Origin of the sequence: Flavobacterium sp. N502536 (genome assembly GCF_025947345.1) — a bacterium.
In the GTDB taxonomy this organism is placed as follows: domain Bacteria; phylum Bacteroidota; class Bacteroidia; order Flavobacteriales; family Flavobacteriaceae; genus Flavobacterium.
Window position 1 is genome coordinate 2,843,152 of record NZ_CP110011.1, and the last position, 18,439, is coordinate 2,861,590.

The 18,439-nt window shown below is 37.3% G+C and carries 6 protein-coding genes and 6 pseudogenes; 3 read left to right on the forward strand and 9 right to left on the reverse strand.

The annotated features are described in order from the left end of the window. Positions 1-27: 27 nt before the first annotated feature. From OLM61_RS12270 to OLM61_RS12290, 5 pseudogenes are all read right to left on the reverse strand, one after another. A pseudogene (locus OLM61_RS12270) lies at positions 28-854 on the reverse strand (TPM domain-containing protein). Positions 855-857: 3 nt separating this feature from the next. Beyond that, positions 858-1,294, reverse strand: a pseudogene (locus OLM61_RS12275) (TPM domain-containing protein). 91 nt (positions 1,295-1,385) lie between these two features. Continuing rightward, positions 1,386-1,968, reverse strand: a pseudogene (locus OLM61_RS12280) (LemA family protein). 41 nt (positions 1,969-2,009) lie between these two features. Further along, positions 2,010-2,340: pseudogene (locus tag OLM61_RS12285) on the reverse strand (MerR family transcriptional regulator). A gap of 47 nt (positions 2,341-2,387) precedes the next feature. Continuing rightward, positions 2,388-3,363, reverse strand: a pseudogene (locus OLM61_RS12290) (M23 family metallopeptidase). A gap of 264 nt (positions 3,364-3,627) precedes the next feature. Between OLM61_RS12290 and alaS the strand changes: the two are divergent. After that, positions 3,628-6,253: pseudogene (alaS, locus tag OLM61_RS12295) on the forward strand (alanine--tRNA ligase). Between the two features lie 283 nt (positions 6,254-6,536). On the opposite strand, the gene OLM61_RS12300 reads toward alaS, so the two are convergent. Further along, complete coding sequence (locus tag OLM61_RS12300) at positions 6,537-8,282, reverse strand: ABC transporter ATP-binding protein (RefSeq protein WP_264522967.1); 1,746 nt, start codon at positions 8,280-8,282, stop codon at positions 6,537-6,539. A gap of 380 nt (positions 8,283-8,662) precedes the next feature. On the opposite strand from OLM61_RS12300, the gene OLM61_RS12305 reads away from it, so the two are divergent. Together OLM61_RS12305 and OLM61_RS12310 are read left to right on the forward strand one after the other, a co-directional pair. After that, the gene (locus OLM61_RS12305; RefSeq protein ID WP_264522968.1) at positions 8,663-9,418 is read left to right on the forward strand and encodes a hypothetical protein; all 756 of its coding nucleotides are present in this window, start codon (positions 8,663-8,665) and stop codon (positions 9,416-9,418) included. A gap of 97 nt (positions 9,419-9,515) precedes the next feature. After that, positions 9,516-10,472 (forward strand): GSCFA domain-containing protein, encoded by a 957-nt coding sequence (locus OLM61_RS12310; protein ID WP_264522969.1) that lies wholly within the window; start codon positions 9,516-9,518, stop codon positions 10,470-10,472. Positions 10,473-10,587: 115 nt separating this feature from the next. On the opposite strand, the gene OLM61_RS12315 is transcribed toward OLM61_RS12310, so the two are convergent. Genes OLM61_RS12315 through OLM61_RS12325 form a run of 3 tightly spaced genes read right to left on the reverse strand, consistent with a single transcriptional unit; the run spans position 10,588 to position 18,105 of the window. Further along, entirely contained in the window at positions 10,588-12,525 is a 1,938-nt protein-coding gene (locus tag OLM61_RS12315) for an OmpA family protein (protein WP_264522970.1), read from the reverse strand. 11 nt (positions 12,526-12,536) lie between these two features. Further along, positions 12,537-13,460 (reverse strand): type IX secretion system membrane protein PorP/SprF, encoded by a 924-nt coding sequence (locus OLM61_RS12320; RefSeq protein ID WP_264522971.1) that lies wholly within the window; start codon positions 13,458-13,460, stop codon positions 12,537-12,539. Positions 13,461-13,518: 58 nt separating this feature from the next. Then, complete coding sequence (locus OLM61_RS12325) at positions 13,519-18,105, reverse strand: gliding motility-associated C-terminal domain-containing protein (protein WP_264522972.1); 4,587 nt, start codon at positions 18,103-18,105, stop codon at positions 13,519-13,521. Between the last annotated feature and the right edge of the window lie 334 nt (positions 18,106-18,439).

Consider the following 18,439-nt stretch of genomic DNA (forward strand, 5'->3'; position numbering starts at 1 on the left):
GAGACTGCCACTGCAAAAACGGCAACTCTACCAGCCTCCGCTTGAACCTCCTCCAGAGAAGCCTCCGCCGCCAAAACCGCCGCCAAAACCACCTCCGCCACCGGATGATCCACCGCCGAAGCCTCCAAATCCGCCTCCGCTGCTTCTTCCAAGGTTACTTAGAATGATAACATCAAGCAGGCTAGGGCCACCGCCGCCACTATTGTTGCCTGAATTACCTCCGCCGCCTCTTTTATTTCGGGACAGCAAAATTAATACAATTACGACAATTACAATGAAAGGCAGTATCGGAAAACTTTTTCCTTTGGTTTGCTTGCGCTCGCCTTTAAATTTTCCTTTAAAAACATCAATGATCGCATCCGTTCCTTTGTCTAGTCCGTTGTAAAAACTTCCGGCTTTGAACTCCGGAATAATGATATTTCGGATTATCGTTCCGCCAATTCCCGCAGTCAGTCTGTCTTCAAGACCATAACCGGGATTTATGGCAATCTTTTCTCGTTTTTTGCGAGCAGGATGATTACACCATTATCGTCTTTTGCAGTTCCTCCAATTCCCCAGGTTTGTCCCCATTTAGTTGCTAGCTGACTTACATCTTCGCCTTTTAAACTCTCGATAGTAATCACTACAATCTGAGTAGTGGTCGAATCAGAATAACGAATCAGTTTTTCTTCCAGCTGTGCTTTTTCAGTTGCGCTTAAAATGTTGGCATAATCGTAAACTGAAGTTTGTAAAGTTGGTTTTTCCGGAATTGTAAATTGTGCAAAAATACTGTTACAGGTAATAAGCGCGATAAACAAAAGAGTAAGCTGAAAAATTCTGTTGGAATTTGAGATTTTGTATTTGGAATTCTTCATTATTTATCCTTTTGATATTTCGTTTGATAATTCGTTGGTATCACCTTCAGACCACGGAAAGTATTTTTTCAATTGTTCGCCGGCATTCAAAATACCGTCAACAATACCTTGTTTAAATTTCCTGATTTAAATTGTAAAATCATGGCGTCTTTGGTACAATCCCAAAAATCTGTGGTAACCACATCGTTTATGCCTTTGTCTCCGCAAATTGCAAAAGTTTTATCGGCTACAGCAAAGTAAAACAGCACCCCGTTTTTAAGTGAGGTTTCGTGCATTTTTAATTCATGAAAAACTTCCAGAGCCCTGTCAAAAGGAGCCTTGGAAGAGCTTTGTTCTATGTGTACTCTAATTTCGCCAGAAGTGTTTTTTTCGGACACGCGAATCGCTTCAACAATTTCCAGCTCTTCTTCTTTGGATAAAAAATCTTCTACTTTTGACATCGAAATTATTTTTGAGTGAAGATTAACGATTTTAGCTTTCAGCATTCAACTGTAGTCTAAAATCGTTAATCAAAAATATTAAATCTAATTTTTAGAATTTTACTTCAACTGGTTTTTCTGCTCCGGCAACCGCTTCAAAGTATGGTTTTTCTTTGTATTCACTTAAAAACCATTTGTTAGGAATAGAAAGAACATATCCGTTGTAGGTTTGTACCGATTCGTTAAAACGGGTTCTTGCTGTTAAAATTTGATTTTCAGTACTAGCAAGTTCATCCTGTAATTTCAGGAAGTTTTCGTTTGCTTTTAACGTTGGATACTGTTCAACAGAAACTAACAATTTTGACAAAGAAGAAGATACACCACTTTGTGCCTGATTGAACTGTGCTAATTGCTCAGGAGTTACATTACTTGGGTCAATTGTTACAGAAGTTGCTTTTGCTCTGGCTTCAATAACAGCCGTTAAAGTTGATTTTTCAAAATCGGCAGCCTTTTACAGTGTTCACTAAGTTTCCGATAAGGTCATTACGTCTTTGGTAAGTGGTACTCACATTTCCCCACTCTTTATTAACAGCCTGACTGTGTTGTAAAGCGCTATTTTTAATTCCAATTGACCAAACTGCAATAATTATAACTAGTGCTACAATAATTCCTACGGGGATTAACCATTTTTTCATATCTGTTTTGATTTAAGTTTGTTTCTGATTTATTTAATATGTTATAATTCGTTCTTAATTTCGGTTAATTGTATTTTAATGGTCTCTAATTTACGTATTATTTCGAATTTATCTAATGTTTTCTTTTGTCCTTCTTTCAAATGTGTTTTGGCACCTTCAAGCGTAAAACCTCTTTCTTTAACCAAATGATAAATCAATTGTAAGTTGGTAATGTCTTCGGGCGTAAACATTCTGTTGCCTTTGGCATTTTTTTTAGTTTCAAAATATCAAATTCGCTATCCCAAACCGAATCAATGATGCATTGACATTAAAAGCTTTGGCTACTTCGCCAATACTATAATATCGTTTATCTTTTGAAAGCTCAATATGCATGTTTCTTAATTTTCTATTTTATTCCAAAAATACTACTTTTTACAGTATTAATCTAATGACTGATTTTCCTGGTTTGCCATTTGTGAAATAGCCACATATTCGACTGCCGAAATATTACCGTAGTAGAAGTTCAGCGGATTTACAACTTTCCCGTCTTTGTGCACTTCATAATGACAGTGTGGTCCTTCAGATCTTCCCGTACTTCCCCACAAACCAATAACGTCTCCTCGTTTTACACGTTGTCCGGGTCTGCAATTGTATTTGCTTAAATGCGCATACAAACTTTCGTAGCCAAAACCATGCCTGATGACCACATGATTTCCAAATCCTGACGCCGAATTATCAGCCCGATCGACAACACCATCGCCTGTAGCATAAACCGGAGAGCCTGTTTTGGCGGTGAAATCCATTCCGTTATGCATTTTTCTTACTTTGGTAAACGGATCGGTTCGGTATCCAAAACCTGAAGCCATGCGTATTAAATTCTCGTTTCGTACAGGCTGAATTGCCGGAATCGCGAGTAATAAGTTGCCTTTTGTACTTGCCAGCTTTAAAATTTCATCTAACGATTTGGACTGAATGGCCAATTCTTTAGAGAGACGGTCGATTCGTTTTGTGGTGTTTAAAACCAACTGAGAATTGTTATAACCTTCTAAATCTTTGTATTTTCTATAATCTCTAAAACCTGCTTTTCGAAGAGAATCCGGAATTTCGGCTTTATAAAATAGACCCGGTATATGTTATTGTCTCTGTTTTCTAATGCTTCTGCAACGGCATCGATCTCGTCCATTTTTCTGTTTAAAATGGCATATTGTAATTTCAGGTTTTCAATTTCACGTGCCTGTAAGCGATCTTTTGGTGTTTCGAAATAAGGTGTATTGATTAAAAGATAAAAACTAAAAAGCCAAACAATGCTGAAGCCAATAAAAATAGTAAAGCATAGCCAATTTTAGCCCTTTTTCGGGTCTTTATTTTCGTATAAGCCAGATTTTCTGAGTCGTAATAATATTTTACTTTCGCCATATTTTAAAATACCCTATTTTTGCAGCTTGTAAAATAAGTTAGTCGAACAAATTTAATAAATGTTTCATGATGTTCGCAGCTTTTTTCAAGATTAAAACAAATTAGATAATGTGTCAATTTGATAATTAGATAATGTCTTAAAAGCGAAATTTATTGTTTTTAACTTTAATTTTTGTGCTAAAAAGAGTAAGTGTCACATTTTCAGATTCACATATTCCCTAATTAATTATTACATTTTCAATTGACACATTTTCTAATTTTAATATGAAATCACAAGACGTACGTAAACAATTTTTAGATTTTTTGAGAGTAAAGGACACACTATCGTGCCATCAGCTCCTATTGTACTTAAAGACGACCCAACCTTAATGTTCAACAACTCGGGAATGGCCCAGTTTAAAGAATATTTCTTAGGAAACGGAACGCCAAAGAGTCCAAGAATTGCCGATACGCAAAAATGTCTTCGTGTTTCCGGAAAACATAATGATCTTGAAGAAGTAGGTATTGATACTTATCACCATACCATGTTTGAGATGTTAGGAAACTGGTCTTTTGGTGATTACTTCAAAAAAGAAGCAATCAACTGGGCTTGGGAATTACTGACAGAAGTATATAAAATTCCAAAAGAAAACCTTTATGTTTCGGTTTTCGAAGGAAGTAAAGAAGATAACGTTCCGTTTGACCAAGAAGCCTGGGATATCTGGAAAGAATTAATTGATGAAGACCGAATTATTCTGGGAAATAAAAAAGACAATTTCTGGGAAATGGGAGATCAGGGACCTTGTGGACCTTGTTCTGAAATTCATGTTGATTTGCGTACTCCGGAAGAGAAAGCAGCCGTTTCGGGTAAAAGTTTAGTAAACAATGATCATCCACAGGTAGTTGAAATCTGGAATAATGTATTCATGGAATTCAACCGTAAGGCTGATGGTTCGTTAGAGAAACTTCCGGCACAACACGTAGATACCGGAATGGGATTTGAGCGTTTGTGTATGGCATTACAAGGAAAAACATCGAATTATGATACCGATGTTTTCATGCCTTTAATTAGAGAAATTGAAACGATTACCGGAGCAAATTATACCGTTAAAGCATCAAATGAAGCGGAAGAAAAAGTAAATATTGCCATTCGTGTTATTGCTGACCACGTTCGTGCGGTAGCTTTTGCTATTGCTGATGGACAGTTACCGTCTAACACGGTGCTGGTTATGTAATTCGTCGAATTTTACGTCGTGCAATTCGTTACGGATTTACTTTCTTAAATATAAAAGAAGCTTTTATCTATAAATTGGTAGAAACCTTGAGTGAACAAATGGGAGATTCTTTCCCGAAATCAGAACTCAAAAAGCACTTTGTTCGAATGTGATTCGTGAAGAAGAAAACTCTTTCTTACGTACGCTTGATCAGGGATTGGTGCTTTTAGATGCTGTGATTTTAAACAATACAGGAGATACAATTGATGGTAAAAAAGCTTTTGAATTGTATGATACTTATGGTTTTCCTATCGATTTAACGGCTTTGATTCTTTCTGAAAAAGGGTTGAAACTGGAAAAAAGGATTTCAGGAGCAACTGCAATTGCAAAAAGAACGTTCGCGTGCAGCTTCAAAAGTTACTGCCGGTGACTGGAATGTTCTTGTAGAAGATGATATTCAGGAATTTGTAGGATATGACAGATTATCACATCAGGTAAAAATCACGAAATACCGTAGAGTAGATAGTGTAAAAGATGGTGAAATTTATCAGTTGGTTTTCAATGCAACTCCGTTTTATGGAGAAAGTGGAGGACAGACTGGAGATAAAGGATATCTGGAGTCTCAAAATGGTGATATCGTTTACATCATCGATACTAAAAAAGAAAACAACCAAACGATACATTTGGCAAAATCGTTACCTGAAAATCTGACAGGAACTTTTAATGCTGTTGTGGATGCGAATCAAAGAGCAAAAACATCGTCAAATCACTCGGCTACGCATTTATTGCACCAGGGATTGCGTAAAATATTAGGAACACATATCGAGCAAAAAGGATCTATGGTTCGAAATGCTTCTTTGCGTTTTGACTTTTCTCACTTCTCAAAAGTATCCGATGAGGAGTTGAAAGAAGTAGAGAATTTTGTGAATGCAAGAATCCGTGAGAGTTTGCCTTTAATTGAAAAAAGAGCCATTTCGAAAGATCAGGCTCTTGAAGAAGGAGCAATTGCTTTGTTTGGTGAGAAATATGGAGATTTGGTTCGTATGATTAAGTTTGGAGATTCTGTCGAATTATGCGGTGGAACTCACGTAGCAAATACTTCAGATATCTGGCATTTTAAAATTGTTTCAGAAGGAGCTGTAGCAGCAGGAATCAGAAGAATTGAAGCAATCACCAGTGAAGCTGCAAAAGATTATTTTGAGTCTCAATTGCTTTCTTATGATGAAATTAAAGAGACTTTGAAAAATGCTCAGGATCCTGTAAAAGCGATCCAGTCTTTACAGGAAGAAAACATTCAGTTGAAAAAACAACTGGAAGTACTATTGAAAGATAAAGCCAAAAACATGAAAGGTGATTTGGCAAAAGAATTACAAGAAGTAAACGGAATCCAATTCCTGGCCAAACAAGTGGATCTGAATGCCGAAGGAGCAAAAGATCTGGCTTATGATTTAGGGAATTTAGGAAACAATCTGTTTTTACTTTTGGCTACTGCCGAAGATGGAAAACCGATGTTAACGTGTTATATCTCTAAAGAATTAGTTGCCGATAGAAAACTAAACGCAGGACAAGTAGTTCGTGAATTAGGAAAATACATCCAGGGAGGAGGAGGAGGACAGCCTTTCTTCGCTACCGCAGGAGGTAAAAATGCTGACGGAATCGCTGAGGCTTTGGCTAAAGCGGTGGATTTCGTGAAGTAATTTTTTTCTAAGTCGCTAAGGATCTAAGGTTCTAAGCTTTTAAAATTTTATAACAAACCCGACAGGTTTTTAAAACCTGTCGGGTTTTGTATTTAATGTAAATTCAACAGCGTCCAGCTTCAGCCGAATGTTTCTTGAAGTTAAAAAGAAAAGGCTTTAGCCAAACTATTACGTTTGGCTAAAGCCTTTTGCCTTAATTTATTTTTATCATCCAGCTAAAGCTGGATGCTCTTGAAAAAAAACTCAGAACCTTAGATTCTTAGCGCCTTAGCACCTTAAAAAGTTATTTACGTTCACCTATCTGCTGGCGCCACATCGCATAATACAATCCTTTTTCAAAAATTAAATCTTCGTGTTTTCCCTGTTCGATGATTTTTCCTTGTTCCAGAACAAAAATCTTATCCGCATGCATTACGGTTGATAAACGATGCGCAATTAAAACTGTGATTCTGTTTTTGTCTGATATATTACGAATTGTGGTATTGATTTCTTCTTCGGTAATAGAGTCTAAAGCAGAAGTAGCTTCATCAAAAATCAATAAATTCGGATTTCTTAATATAGCGCGGGCAATCGATAAACGTTGTTTTTCCCCACCGGAAACTTTGATTCCGCCTTCACCAATTGTGGTATTTAGGCCGTCTTCGGCACGTTGCAGCAGTTTTTCACAGCTCGCTCTTTTTAATGCGTCGTATAAGTCTTCGTCGGTTGCATTAGGTCTTACGAATAATAAATTCTCCCGAATTGTTCCCGAGAACAGTTGCGCGTCCTGAGTAACAAATCCTAATTGCTTTCGTAGATCCAGCAAATCAATTTCTGTCGAATCAATGTCGTTGTAAAATACCTGACCTTCAGCGGGCGTGTACAATCCAACCAGTAATTTTACCAAAGTGGTTTTCCCTGATCCTGATGGCCCCACAAAAGCAACGGTCTGACCTTGTTTGATATCGAAATTAATATTTTCTACGGCTTTAAATTTGGCTGTTTTGTGCTGAAAACTCACATTAGAGAAAAGCAGGGACTGGATTGCTCCAACGTGTTTAGGATTTTTTGGACGAAATTCTTTCGGAGCACTCAATAAGGTTTTGAAATTTTCCATTGAAACCTTTGTTTCGTTCAGTGCGATAATAAAATTCCCTAGTTCTTGTAAAGGCCCAAAAATAAAGAAGGTAAAAAACACCATCGTCAATAAATCACCTACAATAATTTTATTTCCAAACAAGAAATAATACAACGTAAAGACCACGCAGGTTCTTAAAAAATGAACTGTTGTACCCTGTATAAAACTCAAACTTCTGATAAAACGGATTTTCTGAAGTTCGAGTTGCAGAATTTTAAAGGTGTTCAGGTTAAGACGTTTTTCTTCCTGATACGTTAATCCAAGACTTTTTACCAATTCAATGTTTCTTAAACTTTCGGTTGTCGAACCCGCCAGAGCATTGGTTTGATTTACGATTTTTTTAGAAACAACTTTTATCTTTTTACCTAAGTACGAACTTACCAAGGCAATAATTGGAGCCGTAACCAAAAAGATAAGCGAAATACGATAATCGATTCGGGCGACATAAACAATCACGAATACAAAACCAATGACAGTTTGAAAAATTAAAGAGATTGACAGTGTAATTAACTTCTCAGAATCAGAGCGAACTTTGGTTAATTTGCTCAAAGTTTCACCACTTCGCTGATCTTCAAATTCAGCAAACGGCAGATCGAGTGATTTTTTAATTCCATCCGTATACATTTGCGCTCCGGTGCGCTGAATCACGACATTCGTAAAATAGTCCTGAAAGTTTTTGGTAATTCTGGAAACCATCGCAGCACCAAGAGAAAGCCCGAGCCAGAACGACAGCGATTTGATAAAACCAATTTCGTTTCCGGCATATTTGTGTAAACCAACACCGCAATCCTGCATAAGTTTACCCGTAATAATAGAGTCTGACAAGCTAAAACAGATGTTAATAGAAGCCATAACCAAAGCAAAAAACAAGAGCATTTTGTGTTTGATTATATAAGAATACAATAATTTCATAAGTAAAATTGAATTTGTGGAAGATGCAAAAGTAATGAATAGTTTAACGCTGTTAAGTTGCTTTTTGTTATTAAAAATGTAAATTTTTTTACAGCTGAAATTACTGGTATTTTTTTACTCCTAAATGTTTTAATTTTTCATAAAACATCTTTTTTAAACACTAGAGCAATAGAATAAAAACTAAGAAAAAAGCTAAGTGTTTATGATGTATTTTACTTTTTTTATGAATTTTTATCACTGCTAATTTTTAGATACATGCTTTGTTATTAGTGAATTGACAGCAATTTTTGGGGTATGTCATATTTATCAATGTGGGATACCGTAAGGTTTTCATTTTGGGTTGTATTACGTTTGCAGCAAAATAATTTAATCAAACCCAAATGAAAAAAATTTTATGCCTTTTTAGTGCTTTAGCCCTGGTACTAACTTCATGTTCAAGCGATGATGCTGCAGATGCATCTTCTTCATTAAAACCATCAAAAGTAGCATATTCTTATTCTGATGCTAAAGACAATTACTTTTCAGAAATGAAATATGAGGGAAATAAATTGGTAACTGAAACTGATGATGACGGTTACACTATAAAATACCATTATATTGACGATTTAATCTCAAAAACGGAGGAATTCGGAACAGATAAAGCACTTCAATCGACTACTGAGTATAGCTATTCTGCAGGAAAATTAGCTTCTGAAACTGTAAAAAATACAGGGGCGACTCAATATTATAAAACAAAATATACACATAATGGAGACGGTAGCGTTTCTTTTGCAGAGTTTTATATTAATGCAAAAACAGGAGTTGAAGAAGAAGGTGGAAAGATTGGAAAATATACCTACAAAGACGGTAACTTAGTGAAATACGAGAGCTCTTTCTATGGTAAACCAAACTCTACTTATACTTACGAATATGATTCAAAAAAGAATCCTACTGCTAATGTTGCGGGGATTAAACTTTTGTTAGGTATGGAAGAAAGTGCTTCGGCTAATAATGTTGTTAAAATAACAGGTACTTCATCAACGTCAACTTTTGTTAGTACTTTCTCTTATCTTTACAACGATAGTAATTTCCCAACTGAGAAAAAACAATTTGGAAATGGCGGTGCATTAAACGAGACAGCGCAGTACACATACTAAAAAGCAGTTTTTAGAATTTAAATGAAAAACCAAATACTTCTGTATTTGGTTTTTTTATTGCTGAAAATTGGTGAAATTCGTGTTCAAATTAAATGTCATGCAATTCAGAACCCAAATTCCAATTTCTAAAACCAATAATCCAATCGATTATACTTCGAAAGTAATGGCGATAGGGTCTTGCTTTGCAGAGAATATGGCGGAGAAATTTGATTACTTCAAGTTTCAAAATGCCACAAATCCGTTTGGGATTATCTTTAATCCGGTTTCAATTGAGAAGATAATCAGCCGGGTAGTAAAACAGGAAGCATACACCGAAAAAGATGTTTTTTTTCATAACGAACGCTGGCATTGTTTTGAGGTACATTCGGATTTAAGCCATTCGGACCGACAGGAATTACTGGAAACCTTAAACAAAACCGTTTCAGAAACGGCCAGACAACTACAGGAAGCGTCACATATCATTATCACCTACGGAACTTCGTGGGTTTACCGGAATTTAGAAAGCGATCAGATTGTGGCCAATTGCCATAAAGTACCTCAAAAACAATTCGCAAAAGAGCTGCTATCGGTTGACGTAATTCAAAAAAGCATCCAGAATACAATAGATTTGATTCAGGTTTTAAATCCGAATGTAAATTTCGTTTTTACCGTTTCTCCTGTCCGACATATCAAAGATGGTTTTGCCGAAAATCAACTGAGCAAAGCACATTTATTTGCAGGACTTCACCACAATCTGCAAGCTACAATTTACAATCAAAAACCAGGATATTTTCCGTCTTACGAAATTATGATGGACGAACTTCGGGATTATCGTTTTTATGCCGAAGATATGCTGCATCCCAACGCTGTAGCAATTGATTATATCTGGCAGCGATTCAGCGAAAATTATATTGCCGAAAACAGTATTTCGACCATGAAAGAGGTAGATGAAATTCAGAAAAGCCTGCGTCATCGAAGCTTCAATCCCGAGTCTGAACAACATCAGAAATTCTTAGCCAAACTGCATCAAAAAGCAGAACGTCTGAATGCTAAATTTTCTCATATCAGGTTTTAAATCCTGATTTTATATTTTAAAACAGGCCAAATAAATAAACCGGAAAAACGAAATCGCAGGAAATACAAAGTTTAAACGAAACGTTGTATCACCCGCGATTTAGCACAGTTGTTTTTTACAGTGCTGAAATAATAAATTCACTTCTTCTGTTCATCTGATGCTCTTCTTCTGTACATTTTACATTATCAGAACAGTGGTTCACAAGCTGTGTTTCACCATAACCTTTGCCGGTTAATCTGTTTTTATCCACCCCATTTTTAACCAGCCAGTCTATAGTAGATTTAGCTCTTTTATCAGATAACAGCTGATTGTATTGATGCGTATGACGGCTGTCTGTATGCGAGCGAATGTCTAATTTCATTTTAGGATACTGGTTCAGTACATCCAGAATTTTTTCAAGGTCTAAAGCGGCTTCTTTTCCAATATTGGATTTGTCTAAATCGAAATAAATCATTTTGATACCAAAACATTTACCTAAATCATCTCCGACGGTTACGATGTAACGGGACTTTTCAAGTGCAATCGGTAAATTGGTTTTTGAGCGGTCTTTTGACAGCACTATTCTTTGCTCCCAGGTGGTGTAGTTTTCTTTCTTGGCCCTGATGTAGTACGGAACATCCGTATCTAAAATGAAACTATAGTTTCCTTTTTTATCAGAGTAGGTAGAATCTTTTACGTTCAGGTCATGATCGTACAGGATAAGTTTGGCATTTGGCAAAACTTCATCAGTTTCCAGATCAGTTACAACGCCATACAATTCGTGAGCCGTATTTAATCTTTGTGTTTCTAAAAATTTATAAATATCATCTGATCCTTGCCCGCTTTTTCTGTTCGACGAGAAAAAACCTCTTCGTGATTTGGCGTCGATAATATAGGCAAAATCATCATTAGGAGAATTGATATCCCCTCCTAAATTTTGAATATTACTCACACCGCTATCGCTAATTTTTCCAACAAAAACATCTAAGCCGCCAAGTCCGGGATGTCCGTCTGAAGCAAAATAAATTTCATTGTCATCGGTTACAAAAGGAAATGTTTCCTTTCCTTCAGTATTGATTCCGGGGCCTAAATTTTGAGGCGGACTGTATCCTCCATTGCCAAGAATTTTGACCATGTAAATATCAGATTGTCCTATTGTTCCCGGCATATCTGACGCAAAATATAAGGTTTTTTCATCCGGGCTGAGAACAGGATGTGCAGTACTGTATTCATTGCTGTTAAAAGGTAATTCTACAATATTGCTCCACTCATTTTTTTTATCAAGAGTAGCTTTGTATATTTTTATGAAGGTAATTTTTTGTTCGTTTTTTCCTTTTTTTCCATCAATATAATTATTGCGTGTAAAATAAATAGTTGTCCCGTCTTTTGTAAAAGCGGGGGATGACTCGTGGAATTTGCTGTTGATTTTTGACTTTATTTTTTTGGGTGTACCAGGGTTAAAATCTTTATCCAGATCAGCTTCATAGAGATTGGTAAAATTTTCCCCCGTCCATTTATGTCTTTGTTGCCCCAGTCTTCCCGTATCTCTTGCTGTGGTAAAAACAATTTTGTTTTGGAAAAACGCTGTTCCATAATCCGAATATTTACTGTTTATCCCAGCGTTTTCAATCGTGTAGCGTCCGGAATTGGCTTTAATCAGATCCAGATAGTTTTCATTTTTTTTGTACAGCTTGCCTCTGCTGTCATTTTTTGACTTCTGATTGAATAAATCAAGCATCTGATTGGCTTTCTCTGTGCGGTTTGTTGATTTTAACGATTGTGCATATCGGTAATAATATTCAGGTTCCACATCGCTAGTCACCGCAAATAATTCGTCATACCATTTTGCCGCTTTATCAAATTCAGCATTAAAGTAAAAAGAGTTACCCAGTTTTTTGAACATATCTGCAGATTTATAGCCTTTTGAGGCCACTCTTTCGTAGGTTTTAATGGCATCAACATAGGCATAGTTGGCATATTGTTTGTCAGCCGTGGCTATTTTATTGCTTTGCGAATAGAGGTGTAATGAAAACAAACTTATTAGCAATATATAAAAGGGCATATAATTTTTCATAATAAATAATTTTAAAAGAAACGAGGAGTTGTCATTTTACTTTGTTTTCGGGTAAACTCAAAACGCAGGAATACTTCATGTGAACCATTACTGTAATTGTTTAGTTTTGTCGATTCAAGATCATAACCGTAACCGATGTACATACCATCTGAAACCTGAAAACCGACCATGGTACTAAAAGCGGCATCCCATCGGTAGGCGAGTCCAACCATAAATTTATCGTTGAACATAAAATTGGCCGAAGCATCCACCTGCAGCGGAGCACCCTGTACTAGTTTTGCAAGCACTGCGGGTTTGAATTTTATGTTATTGTAAGGACTTAAATTGAATACGTATCCTCCCATTAAGTAGTAGTTGATTCTATTTTTGAATATGGCCACTTCATTATCATCATAATAATTGGTCTCTATAAAATCCGGTACCGACAAACCGATGTAAGCCTTGTCAGAATGCCAATAGACTCCGGCTCCGATATTTGGAGAGATGACGTTGTTTAAATTTTGTAAATGCGGATCGTTCAAATCTGCGGGATTGAGTTTGCTGGTGTCCAGATTAAAAAGACTGACAGTTCCTTTAAGACCGAATGAAAGTTTAAAATTGTCTGAAGTCTGAACCGTATAGGAAAAGTCTGTTGAAAAAGAGTTTTTATCAGAGGCACCAATTTTGTCATTTACAAGAGAAACACCCACACCTAAATTACTATTGTTTATAGGGGAGTTAATTGAAAAAGTGCTGGTTTTCGGAGCTCCTTCAAGACCAATCCATTGTGCCCGATACAGTCCAAAAGTACTCAGTACCCCTCTCGATCCCGCATAAGCAGGATTGATATTTATGGTATTGTACATGTATTGTGTGTATTGAGCATTTTGTTGAGCGGCAATATTTATGATATTAAAAAGCAATAAGAACCTTAAAAAAATTAAATTTTTTTTCATTTGTATCTTTATTTTTGGTGAAACTTCTTTGCGAATGGATGTTGAAATCCTCTGTGTTTTATCTGAAAGTAAGATGTAAGTATCCACTTTTTTCCGTCATCAGCGCGCCGTTTCCATAGGAGAGCACATAAAAATAGGTCCCCGGAGGTAATCCTTCATGTTTGTTTACGGTTGCTCTGCCTTCAGAAATCCCGCGAAAGAAATTATTATTTGCACCATAATTATGAGTTTCAAATACTTTGACTCCCCAGGAATTGTATATTGTTACTGTATTGTTTGGGAACCGTTCGAGACCTCTAATCTCGAAGTAATCGTTTCGGCCGTCTCCATTTGGGGAAACCATATTGAAAACAATTACTTCCGGATTTATAATACCGGCCTGAGCTTTATTATTATGCGGATTGCGATCTTCCGGAGTTGAATTTTCCAGAAAAACAATGTTCAGGTAATTTCCTGTTGATTTTACTTTTGCTGTTATAGTCAATGTTTCCGTTTGTTTGCCTGACAGGTTGGGTAAATTCCATATTCCGGTTGTTACATTATAATCTCCGGAAGAAGTTTTAGACGAGGTATAAATGTATCCTGACGGAAGTATATCTCTAATTTGAACATCGTTGAAATTATTTGTTCCCAGATTTTCAGCAGCTATGGTAAATACAATCTGTTGGCCGATGTTTGCCATTGGATCGTTTATGGTTTTCTTTAACGCAATATCTCCATCAAAATCTCCATCGGGTTTTGAACACGATACTACATCTATAGAAAAATGAATAATTACAAGAGGGTCGCATTTCGTTTCATCAATATAATTGACTTCTATAGAACCCTTTCCTATATGATTCCACAAAACCGTTACAAAATCATCTGATGGGTGGCCTCCATTTACGATAGTCCCTTCTTTTGAAACGTGCCAATTGTAAGAAGACATTCCGGGAACAGTATTGTAGGTTACTTTTTCAGTGACACAGGTTGATGCATGCCAATCAGGCTCCTTATTAGGGAGATTATTTTTAACAATTGCAGTAACGGCCAAACGGTTGGTACTCTCACAGGTACCAGACTTTGCAGCTCCGTAATAGGTTTTACCATCAATTAGTAGTGTCGTGGATGGAATGATATTTCCTCCTGTAGGTGCATCATACCAGATAATACCGGTTCCTGAAGCTGCTAAATCAGCGACTGTGGCCTTATCGGCGCAAAAATGCTGTGTGGTTGTACCAGTTGGTGTTTTTGGATCACTAATGCTAACAGTTACGGCCAAACGGTTGGTACTCTCACATGTACCAGATTTTGCAGCTCCGTAATAAGTTTTACCGTCAATTAGTAATGTTGTGGATGGAATGATATTTCCAGCTGTTGATGCATCATACCAGATAATACCGGTTCCGGAAGCTACTAAATTAGCTACTGTAGCCTTAACAGCAGCGCAGAATTGTTGTGTAGCAGCACCAGTTGGTGTTTTTGGATCACTAATGCTAACAGTAACGGCCAAACGGTTGGTACTCTCACAGGTACCTGACTTTACAGTTCCGTAATAGGTTTTACCATCAATTAATAGTGTAGTGGATGGAATGATAGTTCCAGCTGTTGATGCATCGTACCAAATAATACCGGTTCCAGAGGCTGCTAAATCAGCTACTGTAGCCTTAGTGGCAGTACAGAATTGTTGTGTAGCAGCGCCAGTTGGTGTTTTTGGATCAGTAATACTAACGGTTACGGCCAAACGGTTGGTACTCTCACATGTACCAGATTTTGCAGTTCCGTAATAGGTTTTACCGTCAATTAGTAGTGTTGCGGATGGAATGATATTTCCACCTGTTACTGCATCGTACCAAATAATACCGGTTCCCGAAGCTGCTAGATCCCCTACTGTAGCCTTAACGGCAGTACAGAATTGTTGTGTAGCAGCGCCAGTTGGTGTTTTTGGATCACTAATACTAACGGTTACGGCCAAACGGTCGGTACTCTCACATGTACCCGACTTTACAGCTCCGTAATAGGTTTTACCATCAATTAATAGTGTTGCGGATGGAATAATATTTCCTCCTGTTAATGCATCATACCAGATAACATCGGTTTCTGTGGTCATTAAATCCCCTACTGTAGCCTTAGCTGCAGCGCAGAATTGCTGTGTAGCGTTTCCTGTCGGGGTAGAAAGGCCTCCAAGTCTAACGTTGACAGATTCTGTAAAATAACATCCACCTAAAGAACTAATTTCTACTTTGTAGGTGCCAATTTGTGCAGCCGTCACATTATTGATATTCAATTCTGCGGCATCAATTTGAGTACCATCAGGCAAGGTCCACTTTATAGAATTTACCGGTCCAATTTGTATCACAGACAATTTGATGTTTCCTCCGATACAAACGGTAGTCTCTCCGCTTATTAGCTTTGAAAATGAACTTCTTAAAATCAGAGGCTGCAGGACTTCATAGCAGGTTGTTTTTGCTTTTACGATATAATTCCCTGCTGACAGCCCTCTAAATATAGGATCTGTTTGTCCGGTTGACGGAAAATCGGTATCCGTTTCTTTTTTTATAAAATAAGTGACTGCTTCAGTGACCTGATCTACTTTGACATGAAGTTCCCCTGTAGCATTTCCTGAACAGACAATTCCGCCTGATTTAGATAAATCAAAAACAGGAAAGTTGGGCGTAACCTTTAGGGCAGCGGTCGAAGTATTTTCCCATAATTGATTTTTGTTCAAAATACCCATTACAACACGTCGCGATAAACCGATTTCATAGTTCCCGGACACATCCGGTTCAAAAGAAAAGTTGAAAACTCCGGTTCTTAACATAGTAGCGTTACCGGGAATGCTTAAACGACTGGCACCGGGAGGTACAGTAAGAAATCCCAGATCGATAAAATCAATTCCGTAGAGCCTTCTTAAATGATCGTCCATGGCTGTTTTGCCAACACCGGAAACCTGTACCGTTACATTCTTGATATAGCGGTCGCACACACTGGGCGAGGGTACAGCGCTAACCTTAGTGATTTCAATTTTGGTGAAATAACTGTCTAAAACAACGTCAAAGACTTCGTTAAAACATCCGGAATCCTGGATTCTTATAACATAGGTCCCCGGCAGTAACTGGTTTCCCAGTCCAATTACGGAACCTTTTGTTATAGCCAATGGAGAGGGACCGCTTACAAGGCTTACGGTAACATCACCCTGTAATCCTACAAAGCCCGGAGTAGCCATGGGAGGGTATACCGCCAGTGCCGATCTGCCAAAGAATTTACCGCTTGGCCCTGTGAAAAATTGTACTTTGGCTCTTATATCCTTATCCGGAGAAAAGTAGTTAGGATCGATAAAAACATTTTTTGGGTCGGTAATATCCGTTTTTACAGGCGATGTGTTTGACGTTCTGTTGAAAAAAGTGTACGCTGTTGTTTCGATTCCGGTATGATCCGTTACTTTTATAGTGTAGTTTTTACCAATATCGAGTTTACAGACTACCAAACTGTTTATAGCTGTAATTGTATAAGTATTTTTGATACCGGTACTGTTGTCAGTTACTTCTACAGCATAGGGAAGACATCCTCCCTGATCTTTAGGCACGTTTTTTAGTAAAACCTGTCCGGTATCATTACAATTGTTATTTAGAGGATCATCTTCTATACTAAATTCAAAATTGGTAAAAGGTCTTGGGATTCCAATAGAAGAGGCACCATAATCCAATTCAACGGTTTTGGTCAGATTACAATAAGTGGCACTCAGACGGACAATTCCCCACTTAGAGCGGTCAGAAGGCAGCGGAAAAGATTGACGAACCTGATTATACGTCAAATTATCGTAGACATTCCAGCCTGATCCATTCTGAATTTCAAGTTTATAAATATAGTTTTGAGTTCCTGAAAAACGGGGAGAGATTAAAGGGTTAATATGAGCCCCACCAGTGGCTACAGCCAGTAATCCGTTAGGAAGTGAAGCACTGCTAATGCCCGAACAGACATTTCCGGGAATGTTATAGACAAGATCAACGTTGCCGATTTCTCCTTTTTCAAGAATAATATCATTGGCTTTCAGTGTCACATTGGGTGCTAGATTTACTATGGTGGGAGGCGAAATAACAGTACCGCAATTATCGGTGGCTCTGACTTTGTAAGAGCCGCTGGGCATACCTTTTAGCAACGAATAGCCGCTGGAGGTTTGTATATTTTGCACAATACTGTTATCGGAAGCGTTAAGTAAGGCAATGGTGTAAGGAGGATTACCATTGTTTATGGTAATGCCTATGCTGCCTAAAGGATTGGGTTCTGATGCACAATAGGTGTAATTTTCTGCGTCAAAACGTGTAATACTTGGTGAAACAGAAGAATAGCTGCTGCCTACTTTTATGGTAGTGGCAGCTTTTATAAAAATATTGTTTTCGTAATAACCATAAAAATAATCTCCCGGTTCTAAATGCGTAATCAGAGAAACCGAAGAAGCAATAATATTAGCCGGATCATAAGGAGATTTTACAACAGCATAGACCAGAGGCTGAGAAACATTTTTAACTGTGATCGAAATTGTACCATCGGCTCTACCATCACCAGTACAGGAAGCATCAGTTGCAACAGCAGAAATTTCCGCTTGGGCAACTGCGCCAAAAGGCAGTAAATAGAAAAGCGCAACGATTAATTTTAGTGGCTTCATAGTAAGTTCGTTAAATTAAGTTTTTGGATTTGGGTATGGTAAGTTTAGAGGGATGACAATTCAGAAGAAGGCATTAAAATTTCTTTTAACTCAATAATGAAATGTGTAATGCCTTCAAAGCTGAATTGATGAACATCATCCTTTATCATAACTTACTGCAAAGGTATTTAGGACAATCAAGACAAATAATTCATATTCAATAATTGGATTGTTAATGAAATAAGAGGTTATTTTAAGTAACAGTTGACAAGTATAAATACTCAAAAGACCGTAGATTTGTGTACAAAACAAAAAAATTAAAAAGACGAGAAGAGGTCTGTCTGATTGTGTTTAG